The sequence below is a fragment of the Pseudooceanicola profundus genome (genome assembly GCF_054919315.1).
The window spans coordinates 21,938-45,093 of the sequence record NZ_CM142898.1 but is presented as its reverse complement, the minus strand read 5'-3'; the positions used below and the strand labels follow the sequence as shown (position 1 = coordinate 45,093).

The following is a 23,156-nucleotide window of genomic DNA, read 5'->3' as shown; positions in this document are numbered from 1 at the left end:
CATCGGCCCCATCCGTCAAGATTTCGGAAGATCTGAGCAGGCCTCCGCCGTGGCTCCGGCGGGAGGTCGCCGGAAAGCAACACCCCCCGCCCATGGCTTGGGCAGGGGGTGTGTCAATCTCCGTGCGGGGCGTGCCTCGGGGCGTCCGGGGCCGCCCCTGTCCGCTTCGCGGCCCGAATCCTTGTGCCCGACGTTCTCGAAGGACCGAATCGTGGCGCCGCGCGGGGCGGGCTGATCAGGCCTGCATCCTTGCGTCTTGCCAGCCGGTGGGGTCGTTCAGGAAGGCCTCGACCTCGTTCAGCGTCTCCTCGGAGAAGGCCTTGCGGCGGCGCGCCTCGGCCAGCACGTCCCACCAGGTGCAGAGGTAGTGCAGGCTGACGCCGTGATCGCCCAGGACCTTCTCGGTCTGCGGGAAGATGCCGTAGTAGAAGATCACCGCCGTATGGGCGCAGGAGGCGCCGGTGTCGCGGATCGCGTTCACGAAGGAGATCTTCGAGCCGCCGTCGGTGGTCAGGTCCTCGACCAGCAGCACGCGCTCGCCCTCGGACATGGCACCCTCGATCCGGGCATTGCGGCCATAGCCCTTGGGCTTCTTGCGCACATAGGTCATGGGCAGCGACATCCGCTCGGCCACGAGGGCCGCGAAGGGGATGCCCGCCGTCTCGCCGCCCGCGACGTTGTCGAAGGCCTCGAGACCGGCGTTGCGCATGACGGTCATGGCGAGGAAGTCCATCAGCGTCGAGCGGATGCGCGGGAAGGAGATCAGCTTGCGGCAGTCGATATAGGTCGGGCCCGGCTTGCCGGAGGCATAGATATAGGGCTCGTCCGAATTGAAGTGCACCGCCTGGATATCCAGCAGCATGCCCGCGGTCAGCCGGGCGATTTCCTCTTGCGACGGATAGGAGGAAGGGATCATCGCATGTCTCCTTGAGATCTCTCGTCGATTTCCGTTTTCCAAATATCCCCGCCGGAGGCTTCCGAAGCGCAGCTTCGGCTCTCTTGCGCGCCTTCGCGGCCGGGGCTCCGGCCGGAGGGGGTGCGCAGAGATTTCAAGCCTCCGGCGGGGATATTTTCGAAACGGAAATGCATCAGCCGACCACGTCCCAGTTGATCGGGTGGCCGGGGTCGAAATGGGTCACGGGGCCTTCGCCGGTGGCGAGCTTGCCGGCGAGGGAGCGCGCGGTGCCCTTGGCCAGCGTCAGCGTGCCGTCGTTCACCGGCAGGCCGTAGAAGGCGGGGCCGTGGAGCGAGGCGAAGCCTTCGAGGCGGTCGAGCGCGTTCTCCTCCTCGAAGACATGGGCCAGCAGGGCCATGGTGTTCGTGGCGGTGAAGCAGCCGGCGCAGCCGCAGGCCTGTTCCTTGTTCGGATCGGTATGCGGCGCGCTGTCGGTGCCGAGGAAGTAGCGCGCATCGCCCGAGGTCGCGGCCTTGCGCAGGGCCTCCTGGTGGGAGGCGCGCTTGGCGACCGGCAGGCAGTAGTAATGCGGTTTGATCCCGCCCACGAGGATGTGGTTGCGGTTGATCATCAGGTGGTGCGTGGTGATCGTCGCGCCGAGGTTGCTCTCGTGCGCGGCGACGTAGTCCACGGCGTCGGAGGTGGTGATATGTTCCATCACGACCTTAAGGCCGGGCGTGGCGCGGAGGATCGGATCGAGCACGGTCTCGATGAAGACGGCCTCGCGGTCGAAGATGTCGACCTCATGCGCCGTCACCTCGCCGTGGGTGCACAGCGGCAGGCCGATCTCGGCCATCTTCTCGAAGACGGGACGGACCTTGTCGAAGTCGCGCACGCCGGAGTGCGAATTCGTGGTCGCGCCCGCAGGGTAGAGCTTCACCGCCTTCACGAGGCCCGAGGCGTGGGCCGCGGCCACGTCGGCGGGATCGGTGTCCTCGGTCAGGTAGAGCGTCATCAGCGGTTCGAAGCTCATGCCCTCGGGCAGCGCGGCCATGATCCGCTCGCGATAGCTTGCGGCCTGCGCCCCGGTGACCACCGGCGGCACGAGGTTCGGCATGATGATCGCGCGGGCGAAATGGCGCGCGGTCTCGGGCAATACGGCCTTGAGCATCTCGCCATCGCGCAGATGCAGGTGCCAGTCGTCGGGGCGGCGAAGCGTGATCTTGTCCATGGCCCCGCGCTTACAACAGGTCCGCCGCGCACGCCAGCGTCTATCGGGCGGTTTGGCCCCGCGCGCACGCCGGTTGCGAGCTCTCGCCGCGGGCGCGTCGGGGGATGGTGCTGAAAAGGGCGCAGGTCTGGCGGATGTGCCGGCCTGCGCCCGGTATCGGGGGCCCGATGTCAGGGGCCATGAAAGGGGCCTTGAAAGCGGCGTGCCGGGGCCTTCGATTTGAGCCCTGCCGGGCGGGTCCCGCGGCGGCTGGTTTCAGCAGACCTCGCGGTCCTCGGCCATCTCGGGGGCGTCGTGGTCGAGCCGTTCCAGCCGTTCCAGCCGGCGGGCGAAGCGCGGGGCCTTCATCCGGGCCAGCACGTTGCGGCAGAGGGCGCGCACCAGTTCCAGCCGGTTGTCCACGTCGAGGGCGGCCAGCACGTTGCGCAGGTAGGGCGGGTAGTCGCGCCGGGCGCGCCAGAGGCGGGCAAAGCGGGCCTCGTCCAACTCGTCGCGCATCAGCGCCTCGATCAGCGGGATCAGCGTGCCCATGGCCAGCAGGTCGGTCTGCAGCGCATCTCCGGCCAGCCGCATCCGCAGCTTGGTGACATTGGGCCGGGTGAAGAGCGCCGCGTGCATCGCGTCGAGCTCCTCTGTCTGGTCGTAGATCACGAAGGCCTTGTCGGCGGCTTCCAGCATGTCCGGAGCGTAGCCGTAGCGCGAGGTGAAGTCGGTGCGGCGCATGTCGGTGAACCGGTCATCCCAGACCGCGATCCGCGGATCGAGCGTGGCCTGCGGCTGGATTGCCAGCACCCGCGCCCCGGGGGCGGCCACGGAATAGGCGGCGGCGGCATAGCCGCAGGGGCCGGCGCCGTAGAACACGACCTCCTCGAAATCCTCGAAGAACCCGTCGTCGATCAGCCGGTCGATGTAGCGATAGATCGTCTCGGCCCGGAACCAGGTGTCTTCCTTGCAGGCGATCAGCAGGTGCGACCAGCCGGTCCGTTCCACCAGGTGCCAGCCCAGGGGGCGGGCGTCCTCATGCAGGCTGCCGATGCCGCCCGTGGTCTCGAAGGTGACGAGCAGGCTGGTGCCGGCATCGCAGAAGGCGGCGAAGTGGCGCTCTCCGAGCGGTTCGAAGTAGCCGGCCTCCTCGGCGACCTGCTCGAGCGCCTGCATCCAGGCCGCACGGCTGTCTTTCGGCAGGGGGTGATCGATGCCTTCGGGAATATCCTGCATGTCGGGTCTCATTGTTCCTCGTCCTGTGTCGCGTGGCGGCGACACGTCAGACACGTGCGAGCCTAGGGATAGTTTCCGATTTAGGCAAAATTTCGTTGGCACAAAGGGATTTCTCCGCCCGATGGCCTTATTCAAGCTATGGTTGTCGTGGCGTCAACTCGGCTCATCCGCACCTTGTGGCGGGGTCCCGCGGGAGATCAGGAACCGCGCCTGCTTGAGGCTGAGCGGCCGGGTCGGGGGGCAGAGCATCAGGCGGCCCATGAGGGCGCGATAGGGCTCCTGTGTCATCAGGTGATCGAAGCGGGCCCGGCGCCAGGCGACGGCGGCATGGTGCAGACGCGCGGTCTCCGCGTCTCCGATGAGCGCCGCGCGCAGGTCCCGGGCCGGGCCGGCGAGGGCGGAGATTGAGCTGTCTTCCGCGTCGTTGAAGTTGCGCTCCACCCAGTAGTCGAGGCCCAGCTGGTCGTCGCCGTGCACGGCACGGCCCCGGTCCGCCTTGAGCAGGTAGCTCTCCATCGCGCCGAGGGGGTAGTGGTTGAGTTGCACCATCCCGTAGTTGTCACGTCCGAAGTTCGAGAAGATGCGCCGCCGGTGGAACTGCGCGTCCAGTTCCTGCCCGCGGCCATCGAACCAGCGGACGGCCCTGGCCCCCTCGGGCGTCAGCCCGCGCGGACGGTGCACGCCGAGGCGGCGGTAGCTGCCGTCATTGCGGTAGAGCGTCTTGAACATCGCGGCGCGCCAGGGCCAGTAGAGCACCGCGGGCGCGGCCCTGGTAAAGGCCAGCGGCACGGGGACGTCGCGATACCGGATCTCGCCGGCATTGCCGAAGAGCCGCCATGTCAGGGTGATCGCCGTGGCCTCTGGCAGGGCCTCGATCAGCGCGGGCAGGCTGTGGTTGCCGATCCTCACGTTGACGAATTCGTCCACGTCGAGGGGCAGCAGCCAGTCCGCCTGCGCGACAAGGGGATGCCGCTCGGCGCGCCGCAGGGCGGTGAACTGCACGCCGCGGCTGTCGTAGGGGCCGGGGTTGCGGACATGGGTCAGTACGCCGCGCGCCTGCAACCGGTCCAGCAGCGCATCGGTGCCATCCTCGCAGTCGTTCGAGAAGACGAGCATGTCGGTGATCCCCGCCGCACGGTGGTGGGCGATCCAGTCGAGCAGGAAGGCGGCCTCGTTGCGGACGGTGAGAATGGCGAGGATGCGGGTCACGGGCGGCGGCTCCTTGCGGACGGCGGGCTGGGGGAAGGGTTCCGGTGGTTCGGCGGTGCTGTCAAGGAGGCACGGTGGGGCGCGGTTGGGGACGAGCGCAGGGGCAGGGTGCGGCGCCCTCGACTCGCAGGGTGGCGGGGCCCGGAGACGCGGGGGCTGGGACACCTGCGTGGCGGATTGCGTGTAGCGGCTCGGGCCTTCTCCGGGTCTTACTCTTCGGGTGCTAGTTGTCCACCTCGAGCGCGAGGGCATAGGCGACCCGCTCGGTCGGGGTCAGCTTCACCTCCAGCGCCTGCCGGTAGAGGTCTGCGAACTCGGGCTCCGCGTGCAGTTCCTCGGCCTTGGCGCGGTGCCAGGCCTGGCCCGCCTCGTGCAGGCGGCGCAGCTCTGCGTCCTGCAACAGGCGGTCCATCTCTGCGCGCAGGCGCGGCAGGTTCCGCTTTATGGTCAGGTCGCGGTGGTCGGACCAGTCCATGCGGATCCAGTAGTTCAGCCCGATGGACCGGTCCACGTGCAGGGCGCGGCCCCGCTGGCGCTTGATCAGGTAGCTTTCGGCCGAGCGCAGGGCATAGTGGTTCAGCTGCACGAGGTCATAGCCAATGGACCGCTTGGAGTTGCGCCAGCCGTTCCTGAGCACTTCGCGGGTCATCTCCTGCCCGGAGCCGTTGAACCAGCGGACCTCGTCGGCGAGGTCCTTCACCAGCTTGTTGGGCCGGTGGCAGGAGAGCTTCCTGTAGGCGCCAATATTGCGGAACAGCGTCTTGAAGCCCCAGGCGGTGTGCGGCTTGGGGCAGTATTTCGGCGCGGCGGTATCGAACTGCTCGATCACGAAGTCCTCGGACAGCCGGGTGACGCCGTTGTGCCCGAAGAGCCGCCAGGTCATCGCTATATTGGTGGCGGCGGGCATGGCGGCGTAGAGATCGGCGAGCGTGCCATTGCCGCAGCGGATGTTCACGAACTCGTCCACGTCGATATGGGCGACCCAGTCGGCGGTGCGGATCACCTCTTCCTCCAGCGCGGCGTCCAGCGCCCATTGCTGGGGCGAGTTGCCCTGCCAGCCGTCGTTGTCGCGGTGATGGAGCAGGCCCATGGCGTCGAGCCGCTTCAGTATCGCGTCGGTGCCGTCGGTGCAGTCGTTGGTGTAGATCAGGAAGCTGTCGAAGCCCACGGCGCGGTGGTAGGCGATCCATTCGAGGATATAGGGCGCCTCGTTCTTCATGCAGCCGACGATGACATTGCCGCTGTGCCCCTCCGCGGGTGGGTGGTGGTCTGCGGCGAGGTACGGCGCCTCGGCGTGATCCTCCTTCAGCCTGCCCAGACGGTTGTGGGGGCGGAAGGGTGATGATTGAAGGCTCTCGAAGTTCAGCGCGGCCCGGTCGGAGAGCAGCTTCGAGGCCACGGGTGACAGCTCGGCCTTGGGGGCCTCGGCGGCTTTGCGTGCGGCGGCTTCGGCCTTCGTGGCCTCTGCCTTCAGCTTTCGGATGCGCCAGTACTGGGACAGCAGGTAGGCAGAAGGCCGGTAACCCTGCCCGGCCGGGGCCTCTGCGTAGAGGGGCTGCGCGGGGTCTGGCGTCATGCCCGGCTGTGTCAGGCCGGGGTGGTTGGCGAGCAGCTCCAGCATGTCGGGTGCGAAGAGCCGGGAGATCGGCGCGAGCGCGCCGGGAGAGACAGGCGCGCCGCCGGTCCGCGTGTCTTCGACAATGGTACGGCAGAGCTGGCGGGGCAGGGTCAGCCCCTCGACCTCCTGCACCTGGAAGAGCAGCGCGTTCATCTGCCGCGCCCGGGCCAGCCAGGCATCGGAGGGGAAGACCGGCGGGTCGCACCGCTCGGCCTTGCCGATCACCGGTTCGATGCCGAAGGCGGCGTGCAACTCGCCGATCCCGCCCCGGGTGCAGAGCTGATCGGTGTCGGGACTGCGCAGCGCCACACGTCCCGTGCCGAAGACCCCCTCCCAGTGCCGCACGAGCGCGGCGTAGTCGAGCCAGGCGGGCGGGGCCTGCGTGGCGCTGTAGCGCCCGGTCCCTGGGTCGTTCGGCAGGGCGGCCGCTCGCGCGACGTCCCACCAGCGGCCGGGCAGGCCCACGTCGCGGCCCGCGATGATCCCTGCGGCCAGCTCCAGCTCCGCCTCCAGCCCGCGGGTCCGCCCCTCCAGCACCTGCGCCGCATAGTGGCGGGCAAGCTGGCGGGCGGGCTCGTCCACATGGGCGACGATGCGGATGTCATCGGAGAGCGGGGAGAGCATGTCGCGCAGCCGCTCCAGTTCCGAGACCTCGGTCAAGCCCGCAAGCTGGTGGGCGGTCAGGATCATCTGCGCGGGATTGGCGGCGGCGGCCTCGTCCTTCAGCGCCTGCGCGGTTTCCGCCCGCAGCCGCGCCTGTGCCTCGGGCGTGGAGAAGCCGCGGTTGGCGCGCAGCACATCGGGGCGGTCGGGCTCCGTCGCGGCCATGAAGAGGCGCGAGTGGTTGTTGCCGCCCGCACCCCGGGGGACGAGGATACCGTGCCGCGCCAGCTGGCCGCGCTTGTGGTGCAGCATCTCCTGCAGGCGGGAGGCGGTCCAGATGTCGGGGCCGATGTGCAGGGTCAGGATCATTCGCTGGTCTCGCGCTGGGCGGTCTTGACCGCATCGGGGCTGTCGGGCTGCCGTGTCACGGTAGAGCCGGTAGAGCCGGTAGAGCCGGTAGAGCCGGTAGAGCCGGTAGAGCCGGTAGAGCCGGTAGAGCCGGTAGAGCCGGTAGAGCCGGTAGAGCCGGTAGAGCCGGTAGAGCCGGTAGAGTTCTTGGTCTTGCGCTTGCCCTTGGCCTTCCCGGTGGCCTTCGCCTTGCCCTTGCCGCTCTTGCCGCCGGTCTTCGTGGGCGCGTCCTTCGCTGTGCCACGTTCATTGGCCACGCCCCACCACGGCAGGTCCAGCCCGAGGAAACCGGCAAGCTGGTCCCGCGCATCCTGAGCGGCCACGTCGAGCTCAAGGTAATTGTCCCGCCCGGCAAAGAGACGGGCGAGGTGCGCGTAATGGGCGTCGATCCACTGCATCCGTTCGGCCCCCGTCTCGCCATAGCCCCTGGGCAGGCCGGGGATCTCGGCGCGGGGCAGGCGGCTGGCCATGTTGGTCCAGCCCAGCATGGAGCGCGAGAGATCACGGGCATCGCGCCGGGTCGCCACGAACCTAACGTCCGGATGGCGCGCCTCGATGGCGGCGATGAGGCCGAAATCCATCTGCGGCCAGGCGGAATGATCCTCGCGCATGTAGGACATCTCGGAGACGGCATCGAACTCGTCGAGCGCGGCCAGCGGATCGCCTGTGTGGTAGTACCCGCGGTAGAGCACATCGGCCACGAAGGCCTGCCCCAGCTCCGCCCGCGCGGTCTGGAACTTGCGGATACGGTGATCCGCCACCTTCAGCCCGCCGCGCTTCAGCGCGCGGCTCAGCGTGGTGGTGCCGGACTTCGGCAGGCCGAGGTTCAGGACACGCAGCCTAGCCATGTGCCACCTCGCGCCAGTCGAGGCCCAGATGCCGCAGCAGTGCCTCCTCCGGTTGGGAAATCGTGGGGGCATTGTGCAACGCGCGGCGCAGATCTCGGTAGAAGGGATCCTCCATCAGCCGCGCCACCTTGGCCCTGTGCGCCTGAACGCAGGCCAGATGCGCCTCTGCCACGCCGGGGACCTGCGCCAGCCTGCCGAGTTCCGCAGTCAGACGGGGCATCATGCGCAGGATACTGTCATCCTTCCACGCCACGTCCGACCGCTCGCGCCAATAGGCATCCTCGAAGCTGCGCCCCTCGCGGTTCACGTCGCCACGCTCCGTCTTGACGATATAGCTGTCGAGAGAGCGCAGCGCGTAGTGGTTCAGCGTCGCGAAGTCCCGCGCCCCCTTGGCGGGGAAGCGCCGGATGCGGCGCTCGTTCTCGGCCAGCAGGAAGGCCTGCGGCACGGGACGGCCCGAGGCATCGGTCCATCGCGGACGCCTGCGCGGGCCCTTGTCCCGGAAGAAGGGGCGGTGCGCGCCGAAGTATTGCAGGGGGAAATCCTTGCGCACCAGCGTCTTGCACTCGATCGCCAACTGCCCGCACCAGACATCGGGATCGTGGGAACGCAGGAACTGCTCGATCACCGGCTGGTCACGGTACGCATCCACCCCACCGTTGCCGAAGAACTGGAACTGGATCGAGATCGCCTTGGGATCGTCACAGGCGGCGATCAGCGCGGGGATCGTGTTGTCGCCCACGTGGATGTTCAGGAACTCGTCCACGTCCGCGACCCAGACCCAGTCCGCCTGCGTGATGACCGGCTGGCGCTTGGCATCCTTCAGCGCCTCCATCTGGTAATTGCGCCCCTCTGCCGGGTTCGGCAGGTGCTGCACAACGCCGCCCGCCGCCAGAACATCCAGAAGCGCGTCGGTGCCATCGTCGCAGTCGTTCGAGTAGAACAGGAAATCCGTCACGCCGATGGCGCGGTTGTAGGCGATCCATTCCAGCAGGAAGGGGCCTTCATTCTTCACGCAGGTCACCGCGGCGATCCGCAGCGGCGTATCGCCCTGCAAGACGTGGGGGGCGCCGGGCTCGTCTGTCCCGGGATCGTCTCTCTGTGTCACTGCCATGTTCCGCGGGGGCCATCCCGCGCCTCTGTCCCGCGGGCTTGACCCCGCGTCTCTTGTTGCGTCGAAAATGTCAGTTGGCGCGGAAACCGTCAATAATTCCCTCAACGCCGCGCCTGCGGTGCGCTGGGCGTCGGCGGGCCTGCCGCGGGGTTGACCTTCGGGCGTCGCGGCGGCACCTCTTGGCCGGCTCACGAAAGGACTGCCGATGGACTGCCCCGTTTCCTCCGCCGATGACCTCTCTGCGCTGCTGGACAAGCAGGGCTACGTGGCGTCGCGCCCGCTGGCGGTCTCGATGTTCCTCGCGCTCCGCCTGCAACGGCCGCTCTTCCTCGAGGGCGAGCCCGGCACCGGCAAGACCGAGATCGCCCGGTCTCTGGCCGCCGCCCTTGGCCGCAGGCTGATCCGGTTGCAGTGCTACGAGGGGCTCGACCTCGCGCAGGCGGCCTACGAGTGGAATTTCGCGGCGCAGATGATCGCCCTGCGCACCGCCGAGGCCGTGGGCGAGGGCGACCGCGCGGCCCTTCAGGCGGAGCTCTTCACCCGTGAGTACCTCACCGAACGGCCGCTGCTTCAGGCGCTCTCGCCCGATCCCGCGGGCCCGCCGGTGCTGCTGATCGACGAGATCGACCGGACCGATGCCCCCTTCGAGGCCTTCCTGCTGGAGGTGCTCTCGGACTATGCGCTGACCGTGCCGGAACTGGGACGGGTCGAGGCGCAGGAGCCGCCGATCGTGATCCTGACCTCGAACCGCACGCGGGAGGTGCATGACGCGCTCAAGCGCCGCTGCCTCTACAATTGGGTCGAATATCCCGATGCGGAGACCGAGGCCGGCATCCTGCGCCGCAAGGTGCCCGAGGCCCCGGCGGCGCTGGCTGCGCAGCTGGTGGCCTTCGTGCAGCGTCTGCGGGAGGAGGACGTCTTCAAGCGCCCCGGCGTGGCCGAGACGCTGGACTGGGCCCGGGCCCTGCTGGCGCTCGACCGGCTGGAGCTGACACCAGAGGCCGTGCGCGAGACGCTGGGAACGCTGCTGAAGTATCAGGAGGACCTCGCCGCCATGGACGACGGCAGGATCGCCCGGCTTCTGGGCGCGGCGGAGTGAGCGAGACCGGGAAAGGTCAGGGAGGCGCCGGCCGAGGGGACGGTGGCGCCGATCTTCCGCAGGACGGAGGCGCGGGGCCGTCCGAGACCGGTGCCCCGGGCCAACTTGCGGCCAATGTCATGCATTTCGCCCGTGCGCTGCGGGCGGCGGGCCTTCGCGTCGGGCCCGATCGCAGCGCCATGGCGCTGGAGGCCCTGAGCGCCGTCAACATTGCCGATCCGCGCGAGATGCGCGCGGCGCTTGCGGCCTGCCTGACCTCGGGCCCGGCGGATCGCGCGGTCTTCGATGCCGTCTTTGACCGGTTCTGGCAGGACCCCGCGCGGCTGGAGGCAGCGCTGTCGCAGCTGCTGCCCGGCGCTGAGGGCGGGCCTGCGCACACGCCCGAGGCCGGGGACCGGCGGGCGCTTGCCGCCCTGCTGGGGGGCGAGGAGGCGCTGAGCCGCCCGGCGGAGGAGACGCGGCTGGATGCAGCGGAAACCCTGTCCGCGGAGGAACGCCTCCGGCAGCAGGATTTCGACCAGATGAGCGCGGAGGAGCTGAAACAGGCCCGGGCCATGATCGCCCGCCTGCGGCTGCCTGCGCCCGCGCTGCCCGCGCGCCGCCATGCGCCCGCCGCCCGTGGCGCGGGGGTGGATCGTCGCGCCATGCTGCGGACCGCCCTGCGCCGGGGCGGCGAGATCGGGCCGCTGATCCGCACCGCGCCGGGGCGCAGGGCGCCGGACCTCGTTGCGATCTGCGACATGTCGGGCTCCATGCAGCGCTACAGCCGGATGATGCTGCACTTCCTCCACGCCATGATGAATGCCCCGCGCCGTCCCCGGGGCGGGGGCGATCCGGGCTGGGGGCAGGTCCATGCCTTCGCCTTCGGCACCCGTCTGACCAACATCACCCGTCCGCTGAAACAGCGCGACGTGGACGCGGCCCTTGCGGCGGCGGCGCAGGAGGCACCGGACTGGCAGGGCGGCACGCGGATCGGCGGGGCGCTCCATGCTTTCAACCGGGACTGGGCGCGCCGCGTGCTGGGACCGGGCGCGGTGGTGGTGCTGATCACCGATGGGCTGGATCGAGGCGATCCGGCGGAACTGGCCGCCGAGGCCGCCCGCCTGCGCCGTCTCTCGCGCCGTCTGGTCTGGCTGAACCCGCTGCTGCGCTACGACGGTTTCGCGCCCAAGGCACGTGGCGTGGCGGCGCTTTTGCCGCAGGTCGATGCCTTCCGGTCGGCCCATTCGGTACAGGCGCTCGATGATGTCGCGCGCCTGCTGTCCGAGGCCGGCGATGATGGCGAAAAAGACCGCCTGATGAGGCTGTTACCCCCGGCGGAAAGCCGCTGATCCCCCCTCGATTGACGGGGGGCGCCCTGCGTAGGATGCAACTTTTCCGACGAATGGGTGTTCTCCTTCCAACGTCATGCGCCGGCGTGCCCTGAGGAGGTGCCGGTGTCGAAGGAGGACCCAAGATGAAAGCCTTTCTGAAATCCACCACCGCCCTGATCCTGTCGGGCGCCCTGATCCTGCCCGGCCCGCTTGCCGCGCAAAGCGGCGGCCGCGAAGGCAAGGACGCCGGGCAGCAGGGGGAGCAGGTTCTGAAGAAGAAGGACCAGGAACGCCAGCGTCAGGGCGGCCGCGAGCCGGACCTGCCCGAGCAGGCCTCGGACCGCGCCAGGGAACTGCAACAGATGGAACAGAAGGCCGCCGAGAGCGGCCGCGAAGCTGCCAATTCCGCGGACGACCGCGCGCGCCTGCAGCGCGAGGTGGACCAGGAGCGCCAGCAGCAGGCGGAGCAGGAGCGTCAGCGCCAGCAGCAGGCCGAGCGCGATCGGGAACGTGAGCGCCAGCAACAGGCTGAACGTGAGCAGGACCGTCAGCGCCAGCAGCAGGCCGAGCGCGAGCAGGAACGTCAGCGCCAGCAACAGGCTGAGCGTGAGCAGGAACGCGAACGCCAGCAGCAGGCTGAGCGCGAGCAGGACCGTCAGCGCCAGCAACAGGCTGAACGTGAGCAGGAACGTGAACGCCAGCAGCAGGCCGAGCGTGAGCAGGACCGTGAGCGCCAGCAGCAGGCAGAGCGTGAACAGGAACGTGAGCGCCAGCAACTGGCGGAACAGGAGCGCGACCGGACGCGCGAGCAGCGTGCCGAAACCGCCGAGGAACTGCGCTGGAATGAGCAGCGCGCCGCAGAGAGTGGCCGTGAAGCTGCGGACAATGCCGTCGAGCGTGACCGGCTGCGCGAGGAACTGCGCGCAGACGACGAGCGCCTCCGCGACGGGGAACGCGACGTCGTGAACCGCGACGCCGAGGAGCCGCGCCGCCCCGACGCCGCGGACCAGGCCCGCCGGGCCGCCCGCGACGCGGAGGAGAACCGTCGCCCGCTGGCCGCCGCGGACCCGCGCAACGAGGGCCGCATGGTCGAGCAGCGCATCACCGAGGACAACTTCCGCTCCAGCCGCGAGGACTTCCGCACCAACCTGCGGGGCGAACGCCGCGCGGAGGCAGAGGACGACTCGGGCCTGAGCAACTTCGAGAAGCTCGCGCTCTTCGGTCTCGGTGCCGTGGCGGTTGGCAGCCTGCTGAACAATGGCGACGAGGTGGTCAGCAACACCGGCGACCGGGTCGTGGTGGAACGCGACGGCCAGTACCGCGTGCTGAAGGACGATGACGTCCTGCTGCGCCAGCCGGGCACCGACGTGCGCACCTATGCCTTCGACGACGGCTCCACCCGCACGGTGGCCCTGCGCGAGGACGGCACCCAGGTCGAGACGCTGCGCGCCCCCGATGGCCGCGTCCTGCGCCGGACCCGCATCCTGCCCGACGGGCGCGAGGTGCTGCTCTTCGACGATACGCAGCAGGTGGCCGCGGTCGATGTCCGTGACCTGCCGCAGGTCCAGTCGCAGCAGGTCGACGTGGCCGATGCGGACGAGATGCGCCTGCGCCGGGCGCTGGAGGCGGAACTTGGGAACGACGTGAACCGTCGCTTCTCGCTGAGCCAGGTGCGTGACATCTCGGCCGTGCGGGCCCTCGTGCCCGAGATCGAGGTGGACACGATCACCTTTGACAGCGGCTCGGCCGCGATCCCGCCGGCACAGGCCCGTCGCCTGGCCGATCTGGGCATCGCCATGCGGGATGCCATCGACGACAACCCGGCCGAGGTCTTCCTGATCGAGGGCCATACCGACGCCGTGGGCGCCGCGAGCATGAACCTTGCCCTGTCGGACCGCCGGGCCGAGACGCTGGCCCTTGCGTTGACGGAGTATTTCGACGTGCCGCCGGAGAACATGGTGGTGCAAGGCTACGGCGAGTCGGACCTCAAGGTGCTGACCGCCACCGCCGAGCGGGAGAACCGCCGCGCCGCCGTGCGTCGCATTACCCCGCTGCTCGACGGCACCAACGGTAGCTGAGCCCCTGACAGACAGGGTGACGGGCAGGGCGATCCCTATCGTCCGCCCGATCGAGGCCCGGGCTACCGGGCTGACGCGAAAAGGCATCTGGGGCCGTCCGGAGAGGGCGGCCCCGTCTGCTGCCTGACACAAGTGTCCGCTTTCGGGATCGCCCTGCGCAGGTTATCGTCGGCGGGCGAGTGGTGCGTCCTGACGTCAGCGACCCAACACGCAGAGCCAGACCTGGCGCGCCATTCGTGGAGTTCGTCCCGTCGATCCAACAGGAACCGAGGCGGGCTCCGGCGCCCTTTCCCGCATCCCCAAGGCCTCCCTGGCTCCCAGGGAAGGGGCGCCTAAACCGGGGCCCCTGCGCGAAGGAAAGTCGCGGACCCCGCCGTACGCCAGACCCGGGAAACGCCCCCGCGCCGCAACCGCAGCGGAGGCGCCTCGGTGCTAACCCCGCGCCGTTATGTCCAGGCCTGTCCGTTTCCGACCCGGATCAGCGCCGGCCGAGCGTTTCGGCGCCGTGGTATGATGCAGGCCCGTCCTGTGACCCGTTGCTGTCTCCGATCTGTCCCCGGGCTGCGCACCCGTGATCGCCTGTGCCCGGCTCGCACCGCCTTCCACACCCCGGACCTGGCGCTGCTCTCCGGCCAACGCAGATCGGACCCGCGCCGCTTGGGGGCAGACATCCCCGCACCATGTGTTAGACCATGTGCCAGATCTGCCACGATAATCTCCCGACCCCCGGAGGCGCGCATGGACCGTTTCGACAACATCCCCGAACAGGCACTGGACTGGCACCGCGCCGGCAAGGGCGCGGCACTCGCGACCGTGGTGGAGACCTGGGGCTCGGCGCCGCGCCGGGTGGGCGCACAGCTGGCCGTCAGCGGAGAGGGTGAAATCGCGGGCTCCGTCTCGGGCGGCTGTGTCGAAGGCGCCGTGGTGACAGAGGCGCTGGAGGCGCTGGAGGACGGCGGCCACCGGATGCTGGAATACGGCGTCAGCGATGGCGATGCCTTTGCCGTGGGCCTCGCCTGCGGCGGCACGATCCGCATCCTCGTGGAGCCGGTGGGGCAGGCGCTGCCCGAGGCGATGCTGGCCGATCTGGTCGCCGCCCGCGCCGCCCGCCAGCCGCTGGCCTATGTCATCGACCCGGCCACCGGCAGCCGGGACCTGACCGGCGCGGGCTTTGCCGACCGCTTCCGCATGGATCGGTCGGGCTTCGAGGAGGACGGCCGATTCGTCGCGATCCACAACCCGCCGCTGCGGCTGATCGTGGTGGGCGCGGTGCATATCGCGCAGGCGCTCGTGCCCATGGCGCGGATCGCGGGCTTTGATCCGGTCCTCGTCGATCCGCGTCCGGCCTTCGCCGCCGCGGCCCGCTTCCCGGGCGAGGACATCCGTGAGGACTGGCCCGACGAGGCCGTCGCGGACCTCGGCCTCGATCAACGCACCGCGCTCGTCCTGCTGACCCACGATCCCAAGATCGACGATCCGGCGCTGGAGGCGGCGCTTGCGGCAGAGGTCTATTACATCGGCGCGCTCGGCTCGAAGCGGACCCATGCCAAGCGGGTGGAGCGGCTGACCGAACGCGGCTTCACCGAGGGGCAGATCGCCCGCATCCACGGGCCCATCGGCCTCGACATCGGGGCCGCGGGCCCGGCGGAAATCGCCGTCTCGATCCTCTCCGAGATGATCGCCGTGCTGCGCAAGGGTCAGGCGTGAAGTTCGGCCCGGTCCCGCTGGATCAGGCCGAGGGCGCGATCCTGGCCCATTCCGTCGCCACGCCGCAGGGCCGCCTGCGCAAGGGGCAGTGGATCGGCGCGCAGGAAATGGCCCGCCTGCGGGCGGCAGGGCTGACAGAGGTCATCGTCGCCCGTCCCGAGCCGGGCGAGATCCACGAGGACGCCGCCGCCACGCGCCTCGCGCAGGCCCTCGTCCCGGACCCGGAGGCCGCGGGCCTCACCCTGACCCGCGCCACCACGGGCCGGGTGAACCTTCTGGCCGCCGGTCCCGGCGTGGTGGAGCTCGACGCCCCGCGCCTCACCGCCCTGAACCGGATCGACCCGATGATCACCCTCGCCACGGTGCCTCGCCATCAACAGATGGACGCCGGTCGCATGGTGGCGACGATCAAGATCATTCCCTACGCGGTCTCCGGGGCCTCCCTCGACGCGGCGGAGGTGCTGCTGGAGGGCCATCGCACGTTGCAGCTGCACCGCCCCGTGCTGAAGACCGCCGCCCTCGTGGTGACCGAGATTCCCGGCGGCGCGGGCGAGGCCGGGCTGCCCGCGATCCGCGACCGGCTGGCGGCGCTCGACATGACGCTCGACCACGTGGAAACCGTGGCGCACCGGCGCGATCCGCTGGCGCAGGCGCTCGGAGACCTGCGCGACGCGGACCGCTACGACCTGATCCTCGTGCTCACCGCCTCCGCCACCTCCGATCCCGGGGACGTGGTGCCGGCGGCGATCCGCGAGGCAGGCGGTACGGTCGAGCGTTTCGGCATGCCCGTCGATCCCGGCAACCTGCTGGTGCTGGGACGGCTGCGGGGCAGGGACGTGATCGGCCTGCCGGGCTGCGCCCGCTCGCCGGCGCTGAACGGGGCCGACTGGGTTCTGGCGCGGCTGGCCTGCGGGATCGCCACGGGGGATGCCGAGATCGCGGCCATGGGCGTGGGCGGTCTGCTGAAGGAGATCCCGACCCGCCCGCATCCAAGGCGCCGGGGCAGCTGACGACCGGGGACCGGCACAGAATTCGCCCGGCCCCCTTTCCCTTCTCCGGCGGGGGTGATTTACTCGCCGCCAAAGAGCCCCTCAGGCGCAGCAAGACCATCAGGAAGGACGCCATGCCGACGATCTCGATGAATGTGAACGGGAATGAGGTTTCGGGTGAGGTCGAGAACCGCACCCTTCTGGTGCAGTTCCTGCGCGACAGCCTCGGCCTCACCGGCACCCACGTGGGCTGCGACACCTCGCAATGCGGCGCCTGCACGGTGCATGTGGACGGGCTTCAGGTGAAGAGCTGCACCATGTTCGCGGTCGAGGCTGCGGGCGCCGAGGTCACCTCGATCGAGGGCATCGCCAGCCCCGAGGGGGAGCTGAGCGCGGTGCAGGCCGCCTTCAAGGAGCACCACGGGCTGCAATGCGGCTTCTGCACGCCGGGGATGATCATGGCGGCGGAATCGCTGCTGAAGGACAACCCCAAGCCCACCGAGGCCGAGATCCGGCACCACCTGCACGGCAACATCTGCCGCTGCACCGGCTACCACAATATCGTCAAGGCGATCTACGCGGCCTCCGGCCAGGACGTGGCAGACCTGGTCCCCGCCTGACGGGCGCCTGAGACCTGCTTGGGTCCGGGCCCGGCGGGCCCCATGCACAGGGGCGCTGCGGCGCCCTTCATCTTTCCGGAAATACTCCGGGGGAATTGGCCCCACCGGGGCCAAGGGGGCAGAGCCCCCCGGACTTTTCGAAAAGTCCGAACCGGAACATTCGAATTTTCCGGGCAGCGCCAGAGAAGAGGCTGTGCCCCTCCGCCAATCGGGTCCATCCCGCCCGCCCCGCGCGACCAAAATTCTTCGAAAACTCTTGGGTGTCCCGGGGAAGCGCGTGCAGAGGCCAGACATGCAAAAGGCCCGGACGATGCCGGGCCTTGCTTGGAGATGGCGGGCGGCGCTTACTTGGCGACCGGCCCGATCATCATGACCATCTGACGGCCTTCCATCTTGGGCATGTTCTCGACCTTGCCGAGTTCCTTCACGTCCTCGGCGACGCGTTCCAGAAGCTCACGTCCGAGGTTCTGGTGCGCCATCTCGCGGCCGCGGAAGCGCAGGGTGATCTTCACCTTGTCGCCGCCTTCAAGGAACTTGAGGACGTTGCGCATCTTGACCTGGTAGTCGTGCACATCGGTGCCGGGGCGGAACTTCACCTCCTTCACCTCGATCGTCTTCTGCTTCTTGCGGGCTTCGGACTCGCGCTTCTGCTGTTCGTACTTGAACTTGCCGAAATCCATGATCTTGCAGACCGGCGGGGTCGCATTGGGGGAGATCTCGACCAGATCGAGGCCAGCTTCTTCCGCCATGGCGAGGGCACGTGCCGGGGGAACCACGCCGACGTTTTCGCCTTCCGCGCCAATCAGCCGAATTTCGGGCGCACGGATACGGTCGTTAACACGGGGGCCATTGTCGCGCGTCGGGGGCGCATTATGAGGTCTGCGAGCTATTTTATTCGTCCTTCGATGGTGAATGGAATTGAGGCGAGAAGGTAGTCTCCACCGGCTAAACTTTCAAGCTGGAAAGACGGTTCCGCGGGAATTCGATGGGCCGTGCCGCCACGCGACCGGTGCCGGGCAGGAGAAAGCCGCCCCCGGGGCGGGAACGGCTCCGTTTTCTTGTATGCTTTCAGACGCTTTGCCCGATCGGCTCAGTCGACGAAGGCCTTCTCGACCACGTATTGCTTGGGCGCGGAGTTCGCGCCTTCCTCCAGACCGTAGCCTTCGAGAAGCTCCTTGATCTCGAGGTTGAAGGCGAGGTTGCCGCAGACCATGGCGCGGTCGGTGTCGGGGTTGATCGGGTCGATGCCGAGATCGGCAAAGACCTCGCCCGAGCGCATCAGGTCGGTGATGCGGCCCATCTTGGGGCTCTCTTCGCGGGTCGTGGTCGGATAATAGCGGATTTTCTTGTGGAAATCCGGGCCCATCAGCTCGTGCAGCAGTTCGTCGTTCTTGATGTCCTCAATCAGCTGCGCGCCATAGGCCAGCTCACCCACTTCGCGGCAGGTGTGGGTGATCACCACCTCGTCGTAATCCTCGTAGGTCTGCGGCTCGCGCAGCAGGGAGGCGAAGGGCGCAAAGCCGGTGCCGGTGGCGAAGAACCACAGCCGCTTGCCGGGCAGCAGCGCATCATGCACCAACGTGCCCACGGGCTTGGGGCGCAGGATGATCTGGTCGCCCACCTCGATGTGCTGCAGCTTGGAGGTCAGCGGGCCGTCCTGAACCTTGATAGAGTAGAACTCGAGCTCTTCGTCCCAGCTGGGCGAGGCGATGGAATAGGCGCGCAGCAGCGGTTTGCCGTTGTCGCCCATGAGCCCGATCATCACGAATTCGCCCGAGCGGAAGCGCAGGCTGGCGGGCCGGGTGACCCGGAAGGAGAAGAGCCGGTCGGTCCAGTGCTTCACTTCGGTGATCGTCTCCGCGTTCGGCAGGGTCGGCACCTTGGGGACATTGGTCTGCTGTTCGGTCACGGCGGTCTCGGTCATGGCAAATTGCGGGAGGAGTATCCCGTCCTTACTCGTTCGTGTTCAAATAATCCAGTGGCTCAGCCGGCGCGCAGCCGCGACTGATAGTCATGGGCGCGCCAGTCGGCACGGAAGATCCACTGGGATTCGGGCTGGCGCGCGGCGAGGCTCTCGTCGATCTCGACCTCGTCGAAGCCCGAGCGGCGGGCCATGGCGTATTGGTCGGCGATGACGTGGCCGGCGGCCCGCAGGCGGCCGGTGTAGCCCCGCAGGCGCAGCTGGCGGGCGATGGTGAAGCCCCGGCCATCGGCCGAGGAGGGGAAGGCCACGCGGATCAGCCGGGTGGCCTCGTCGAAGTCTACCGCCTGCGGGTCGGTATCGGAAGGCAGATCCAGCACGCCTTCCGCCTCGAACCCTTCGGTCCAGTCCTCGGGGGCAAAGCCCTTGTCGGTCACGATCACGCTCATTGTCCGGCTCCGATCCGTACCATGCGGCCATTCACGAAATGGATGCCGCATTCCTCTTTTTGTGTGCCTCTCCAACGACCTGCACGCTGATCTTCACCTTCCTTCACAGGCGAGGTGCAGGGCGCGCAGCCGATCGAGGGATAGCCCTTGGCGACCAGCGGATGGCGCGGCAGGCGGTTCTCGTCCATGTAGGCGCGGATGTCCTCCGGCGCCCAGTGGGCCAGCGGGTTGACCTTGATCCGGTCCGGCCCGTCGACCTCGAAGAAGTCCAGCGTCTCCCGGGTCGCGCCCTGGAACCGCTTGCGGCCGGTGAACCAGCCGTCGAAGCCCTGCAGCGCCTTCTGCAGCGGCGCGGTCTTGCGCAGGGCGCAGCAGGCATCGGTGTCGCGCTGGTGCAGCGTGCCGTCCGGGTCGCCGGCGGCGATCTCGGTCTCGGCGGCGCGGATGATGCGCATGTCCTGCAGCCCCAGACGCTCCGCGATCTCGGACTGGTAGACCAGGGTCTCGGTGAACAGCATCTCCGTGTCGATAAAGATCACCGGCGTGCTGCGATCCACGACGGAAACGAGGTGCAGCAGCACGACCGACTCGGCCCCGAAGGAGGAGACGAGGGCGAGATCGCCCGCGTCCGTGTCCTGCAGCGCCTTGTCGATGACCGCGGTCGCGCCGTGGTGCTTGTAGCGCAGGTTCAGCGCATCCACCTTCGCCTGCTGTTCACGCAACTTGGCGGCGAGGGCCGGATCGTCCGGCACCTCGAGTGGCTTGTCCAGTGGTGGCATCGTGATCCCCTCAGGCTGCATTTGCCTTGGCCTCTGCCGGGTAGAGCGCGGCCTTGAACGGGTCGGCCCCCACGCGGCGATAGGTTTGCAGGAAGGTTTCGTCCTCGTCTTCGCGGATTTCCAGGTAGGTCAGCAGGATCCGCTCGATCGCATCGGTGATCTCGTCATAGGCGAAGCCGGGGCCGGTCCGCTGGCCGATGGCCGCGTCCTCGGTGCCGTCACCGCCAAGGGTGATCTGGTAGTTCTCCACCCCCGCGCGGTCCAGACCGAGGATCCCGATGTGACCCACGTGGTGGTGGCCGCAGGCGTTGATGCAGCCCGAGATCTTGATCTTCAGCGGTCCGATCTCATGGGCCAGCTTCAGCTCCTCGAAGCGCTGTGCGATCTCCTGCGCGACCGGGATCGACCGGGCGGTGGCAAGGGCGCAGTAGTCCATGCCGGGGCAGGCGATGATGTCGCTGACCAGACCGATGTTCGCGGTGGCCAGATCGGCCTCTTTCAGCGCCGCGTGCAGCGCGGGCAGGTCCGAGCGGTGCACATGGGGCAGGATCACGTTCTGCTCGTGGCTGATGCGCAGCTCGTTGTGGCCATAGCGTTCGGCCAGATCCGCCAGAACGCGCATCTGGTCCGACGTCGCATCGCCCGGCGTCTCGCCCGGTTTCTTCAGGCTGACGGAGACGATGGCATAGCCTTCGGCCTTGTGCTTGGTCAGGTTCGTGTCGCTCCAGGCGCGGAACACGGGATCGGCGGCATAGGCGGCGTCGAAGACCTCGGTCGGCGCATTGCGGAAGGCAGGCGGCGCGAATTGCGCCTCCAGATCCGCCAGCATCTCTTGGTCGATACCGCCGAAGAGCGGCTTGAGCTCGGCAAAGCGCGCGTCCACCTTCTCGCGGATCGTCTCCAGACCGTTCTCGTGCACGGTGATCTTGATCCGCGCCTTGTACTTGTTGTCGCGACGGCCCAGCAGGTTGTAGACGCTGACGATGGCTTCCAGATAGGGCAGCAGGTCTTCCTGCGGCAGGAAGTCCTTGATCACCTTGCCGATCATCGGCGTGCGGCCCAGACCGCCGCCCACCAGAACCTCGTATCCCGGTTCGCCCTTGTCGTTCCGCACCATGCGCAGGCCGATGTCATGGGCACGGGTCACGGCGCGGTCATTCGGGCTGCCGGTGACGGCGACCTTGAACTTGCGCGGCAGGAACTGGAATTCCGGGTGGTCGGTGGACCACTGGCGGATCAGCTCGGCCACGGGGCGGGGATCGGCGATCTCGTCCGCGGCAGCCCCGGCGAAGTGATCGGCGGTCACGTTGCGGATCGTGTTGCCCGACGTCTGGATCGCGTGCAGCTGCACCTCGGCCAGCGCGTCGAGCATATCCGGCACATCCGGCAGCTTGGGCCAGTTGTACTGGATGTTCTGGCGCGTGGTGAAATGGCCATAGCCCTTGTCCCAGCGATCCGCGATCAGGGCCAGCTGCCGCATCTGCGCGCCCGAGAGCGTGCCATAGGGAATGGCTACGCGCAGCATATAGGCGTGCAGCTGCAGGTAGAGACCGTTCATCAGGCGCAGCGGCTTGAACTCGTCCTCGGTCAGCGAGCCGTCGATGCGGCGCTCGACCTGGGCGCGGAACTGGCGGTTGCGCTCGGCAAGGAAGGCGGTGTCGAATTCGTTATAGATATACATGACTTACGCCTCTGCCTGCTTGCCGTGGTGGTAGTTCGAGGGGCCGGTGCGCCGGAAATCCTCGCGGAAATGTGTCGGTTCGGGCCCGGTGCCGCCTGCCTTCATGTCGGCGAGATAGGCGCCGACGATCTCGCCCGGGCGGCTCTCGGCCTCCAGCAGGCGGATCTGGGCATGGGCCTCGTCGGTCAGCAGCTCCGCCTCGCGGAGGTTGCGGGTCCACTGGCCGTCTTCGGTCAGGTAGACGACATCGCCCTCCAGCAGGGCATTGGCGGTGACGACTTTGGGGGTGAAGGCGCGGGGCATCAGGCACTTTCCTTCATGTTTTTCTGCTCGGGGCCGGGAAGGCCGGGGATGTCTACGGGATCGACGCCGCCGCTGCGACAGTGCAGGGCAAGGTCATGGGGCAGGGGCCGCGTCGAGAGATAGAGGACATGCAGCCCGGCCTGCGCGTGGTGCAGCAGGCGGGCGGCCAGCGGGGGCACCTCGGCTCCGGGTTGCAGCGCGACGAGGTCGGCCTCGCGGCGGGCGAGTTCCAGCACGGCGGGCGCCAGATCGGCGTCATGGACGACCACGTCGGCCGCGTCGAGTGCGCGTCGGGTCTTCATCACCAGCATCTCGGGGTCGTCCCAGCCGGTCCAGGCCAGCGTGATGCGGCCCGTCTTGGCCCGATCACCCGAAAGGTGGTCCGCCAGCAGCCTGTCCAGCGCCGGGCGCAGCGCCTCGGCCCCGCCCGCGTCATGGGCCGCCGGGCCCACGGTGTCGAAATACTCGCCCCAGAAATCCCGGCGTGCGCGGCCCATGGGCAGGGCCTCGGCCGCACCGCGGAAGGCCTGCGCCGCGCGGGTCAGGACGCCGGTGGAGGCAGGCAGGCGCTCTTCCAGCCCGGCCTTGATCCGGCGCGCCAGCACCGGGGCGGCGCCCTCGGTGCCGATGGCGACGGTCACGGGATCGCGGTCCACCATGGCGGGCGTGATGAAGGCGCTGCCCTCGAGGTTGTCGACGATGTTCACCAGCACGCCCGCGTCGCGGCCCATGGCGGCGATCTCGGCGTCGCGCAGGGGCTCTTCGTCGGCGGCATAGACCAGCAGCGCCTGTGCCACGTCCGAAGGCAGCAGCGCCCGGCGGTGCAGGGTCAGGCGGCCCGCCGCGGCCCAGTCGAGGATCTGCGGATCGGGCGCGTCGGCGTAGACGTGGATGCGGCCTTCGGTCTTCAGCATCAGCCGCAACTTGGCAAGTGCAGCATCACCACCGCCGGACAGGGCGATCCGTTGCCCCGAAAGGTTCAGGAAGATCGGGAAATGACGCATTCTGAACCCCTCCGCATGGCTCGGGCAACCCCGTGGGGTCGCGTTGACTTGCCCCTCAATGTAGGAAAT

General features: G+C 68.6%; 21 protein-coding genes. 6 read left to right on the top strand and 15 right to left on the bottom strand.

From position 1 onward, the window contains the following. Nucleotides 1-235: 235 nt before the first annotated feature. From ACX9MO_RS00210 to ACX9MO_RS00180, 7 genes are all read right to left on the bottom strand, one after another. Nucleotides 236-916: an orotate phosphoribosyltransferase gene (locus tag ACX9MO_RS00210; RefSeq protein WP_222490306.1), complete on the bottom strand. Its 681-nt coding sequence runs from the start codon at nt 914-916 to the stop codon at nt 236-238. 172 nt (nt 917-1,088) lie between these two features. Then, nucleotides 1,089-2,126: a dihydroorotase gene (gene pyrC, locus ACX9MO_RS00205; protein ID WP_462213131.1), complete on the bottom strand. Its 1,038-nt coding sequence runs from the start codon at nt 2,124-2,126 to the stop codon at nt 1,089-1,091. A 255-nt stretch (nt 2,127-2,381) separates the two neighbouring features. Next, nucleotides 2,382-3,344, bottom strand: a complete 963-nt coding sequence (locus tag ACX9MO_RS00200; RefSeq protein WP_222490304.1) for a phosphoadenosine phosphosulfate reductase — start codon at nt 3,342-3,344, stop codon at nt 2,382-2,384. A 153-nt stretch (nt 3,345-3,497) separates the two neighbouring features. Beyond that, on the bottom strand, nt 3,498-4,553 hold the full coding sequence (locus ACX9MO_RS00195) for a glycosyltransferase family 2 protein (RefSeq protein ID WP_462213130.1): 1,056 nt from the start codon (nt 4,551-4,553) through the stop codon (nt 3,498-3,500). 223 nt (nt 4,554-4,776) lie between these two features. After that, complete coding sequence (locus tag ACX9MO_RS00190) at nt 4,777-7,143, bottom strand: glycosyltransferase family 2 protein (RefSeq protein WP_462213129.1); 2,367 nt, start codon at nt 7,141-7,143, stop codon at nt 4,777-4,779. After that, nucleotides 7,140-8,030: a sulfotransferase gene (locus ACX9MO_RS00185; RefSeq protein WP_462213128.1), complete on the bottom strand. Its 891-nt coding sequence runs from the start codon at nt 8,028-8,030 to the stop codon at nt 7,140-7,142. Before ACX9MO_RS00185 ends, ACX9MO_RS00190 begins: the two co-directional genes overlap by 4 nt. Then, nucleotides 8,023-9,069, bottom strand: coding sequence for a glycosyltransferase family 2 protein (locus ACX9MO_RS00180; RefSeq protein ID WP_462214484.1), 1,047 nt, complete (start codon nt 9,067-9,069; stop codon nt 8,023-8,025). Before ACX9MO_RS00180 ends, ACX9MO_RS00185 begins: the two co-directional genes overlap by 8 nt. A 280-nt stretch (nt 9,070-9,349) precedes the next feature. Between ACX9MO_RS00180 and ACX9MO_RS00175 the strand changes: the two genes are divergently transcribed. Together ACX9MO_RS00175 and ACX9MO_RS00170 are read left to right on the top strand one after the other, a co-directional pair. After that, nucleotides 9,350-10,243 (top strand): AAA family ATPase, encoded by an 894-nt coding sequence (locus ACX9MO_RS00175; protein WP_462213127.1) that lies wholly within the window; start codon nt 9,350-9,352, stop codon nt 10,241-10,243. 119 nt (nt 10,244-10,362) lie between these two features. Beyond that, nucleotides 10,363-11,574 carry a vWA domain-containing protein gene (locus ACX9MO_RS00170; protein ID WP_462213126.1) on the top strand — a complete coding sequence of 404 codons (1,212 nt, stop codon included), beginning with the start codon at nt 10,363-10,365 and terminating at the stop codon, nt 11,572-11,574. A gap of 74 nt (nt 11,575-11,648) precedes the next feature. Here the strand turns inward: ACX9MO_RS00170 and ACX9MO_RS00165 are convergent, their stop codons facing one another. After that, nucleotides 11,649-12,332 (bottom strand): hypothetical protein, encoded by a 684-nt coding sequence (locus ACX9MO_RS00165; RefSeq protein WP_462213125.1) that lies wholly within the window; start codon nt 12,330-12,332, stop codon nt 11,649-11,651. Between the two features lie 186 nt (nt 12,333-12,518). On the opposite strand from ACX9MO_RS00165, the gene ACX9MO_RS00160 reads away from it, so the two are divergent. The 4 genes from ACX9MO_RS00160 to ACX9MO_RS00145 all read left to right on the top strand — a co-directional run bounded on the left by ACX9MO_RS00160 (nt 12,519) and on the right by ACX9MO_RS00145 (nt 16,950). Next, on the top strand, nt 12,519-13,634 hold the full coding sequence (locus tag ACX9MO_RS00160; RefSeq protein ID WP_462213124.1) for an OmpA family protein: 1,116 nt from the start codon (nt 12,519-12,521) through the stop codon (nt 13,632-13,634). A gap of 738 nt (nt 13,635-14,372) precedes the next feature. Continuing rightward, nucleotides 14,373-15,341: an XdhC family protein gene (locus ACX9MO_RS00155; RefSeq protein WP_462213123.1), complete on the top strand. Its 969-nt coding sequence runs from the start codon at nt 14,373-14,375 to the stop codon at nt 15,339-15,341. Continuing rightward, complete coding sequence (locus ACX9MO_RS00150; protein WP_462213122.1) at nt 15,338-16,351, top strand: molybdopterin-binding protein; 1,014 nt, start codon at nt 15,338-15,340, stop codon at nt 16,349-16,351. The genes ACX9MO_RS00155 and ACX9MO_RS00150 overlap by 4 nt, the downstream gene beginning before the upstream one ends. A gap of 113 nt (nt 16,352-16,464) precedes the next feature. Then, nucleotides 16,465-16,950, top strand: coding sequence for a (2Fe-2S)-binding protein (locus tag ACX9MO_RS00145; RefSeq protein ID WP_222490296.1), 486 nt, complete (start codon nt 16,465-16,467; stop codon nt 16,948-16,950). Nucleotides 16,951-17,294: 344 nt separating this feature from the next. On the opposite strand, the gene infC is transcribed toward ACX9MO_RS00145, so the two are convergent. From infC to ACX9MO_RS00110, 7 genes are all read right to left on the bottom strand, one after another. Continuing rightward, nucleotides 17,295-17,753 (bottom strand): translation initiation factor IF-3, encoded by a 459-nt coding sequence (infC, locus tag ACX9MO_RS00140; protein ID WP_462214483.1) that lies wholly within the window; start codon nt 17,751-17,753, stop codon nt 17,295-17,297. A gap of 287 nt (nt 17,754-18,040) precedes the next feature. Then, nucleotides 18,041-18,874: a ferredoxin--NADP reductase gene (locus ACX9MO_RS00135; protein WP_222490295.1), complete on the bottom strand. Its 834-nt coding sequence runs from the start codon at nt 18,872-18,874 to the stop codon at nt 18,041-18,043. Between the two features lie 59 nt (nt 18,875-18,933). Next, complete coding sequence (locus ACX9MO_RS00130; RefSeq protein WP_462213121.1) at nt 18,934-19,320, bottom strand: DUF934 domain-containing protein; 387 nt, start codon at nt 19,318-19,320, stop codon at nt 18,934-18,936. Further along, nucleotides 19,317-20,099 carry a phosphoadenylyl-sulfate reductase gene (locus ACX9MO_RS00125; protein ID WP_462213120.1) on the bottom strand — a complete coding sequence of 261 codons (783 nt, stop codon included), beginning with the start codon at nt 20,097-20,099 and terminating at the stop codon, nt 19,317-19,319. Before ACX9MO_RS00125 ends, ACX9MO_RS00130 begins: the two co-directional genes overlap by 4 nt. 10 nt (nt 20,100-20,109) lie before the next feature. Then, entirely contained in the window at nt 20,110-21,780 is a 1,671-nt protein-coding gene (locus tag ACX9MO_RS00120; protein ID WP_462213119.1) for a nitrite/sulfite reductase, read from the bottom strand. A 3-nt stretch (nt 21,781-21,783) separates the two neighbouring features. Beyond that, nucleotides 21,784-22,083 (bottom strand): DUF2849 domain-containing protein, encoded by a 300-nt coding sequence (locus tag ACX9MO_RS00115; RefSeq protein ID WP_222490291.1) that lies wholly within the window; start codon nt 22,081-22,083, stop codon nt 21,784-21,786. Beyond that, the gene (locus ACX9MO_RS00110; protein ID WP_462213118.1) at nt 22,083-23,087 is read right to left on the bottom strand and encodes a precorrin-2 dehydrogenase/sirohydrochlorin ferrochelatase family protein; all 1,005 of its coding nucleotides are present in this window, start codon (nt 23,085-23,087) and stop codon (nt 22,083-22,085) included. The genes ACX9MO_RS00115 and ACX9MO_RS00110 overlap by 1 nt, the downstream gene beginning before the upstream one ends. Between the last annotated feature and the right edge of the window lie 69 nt (nt 23,088-23,156).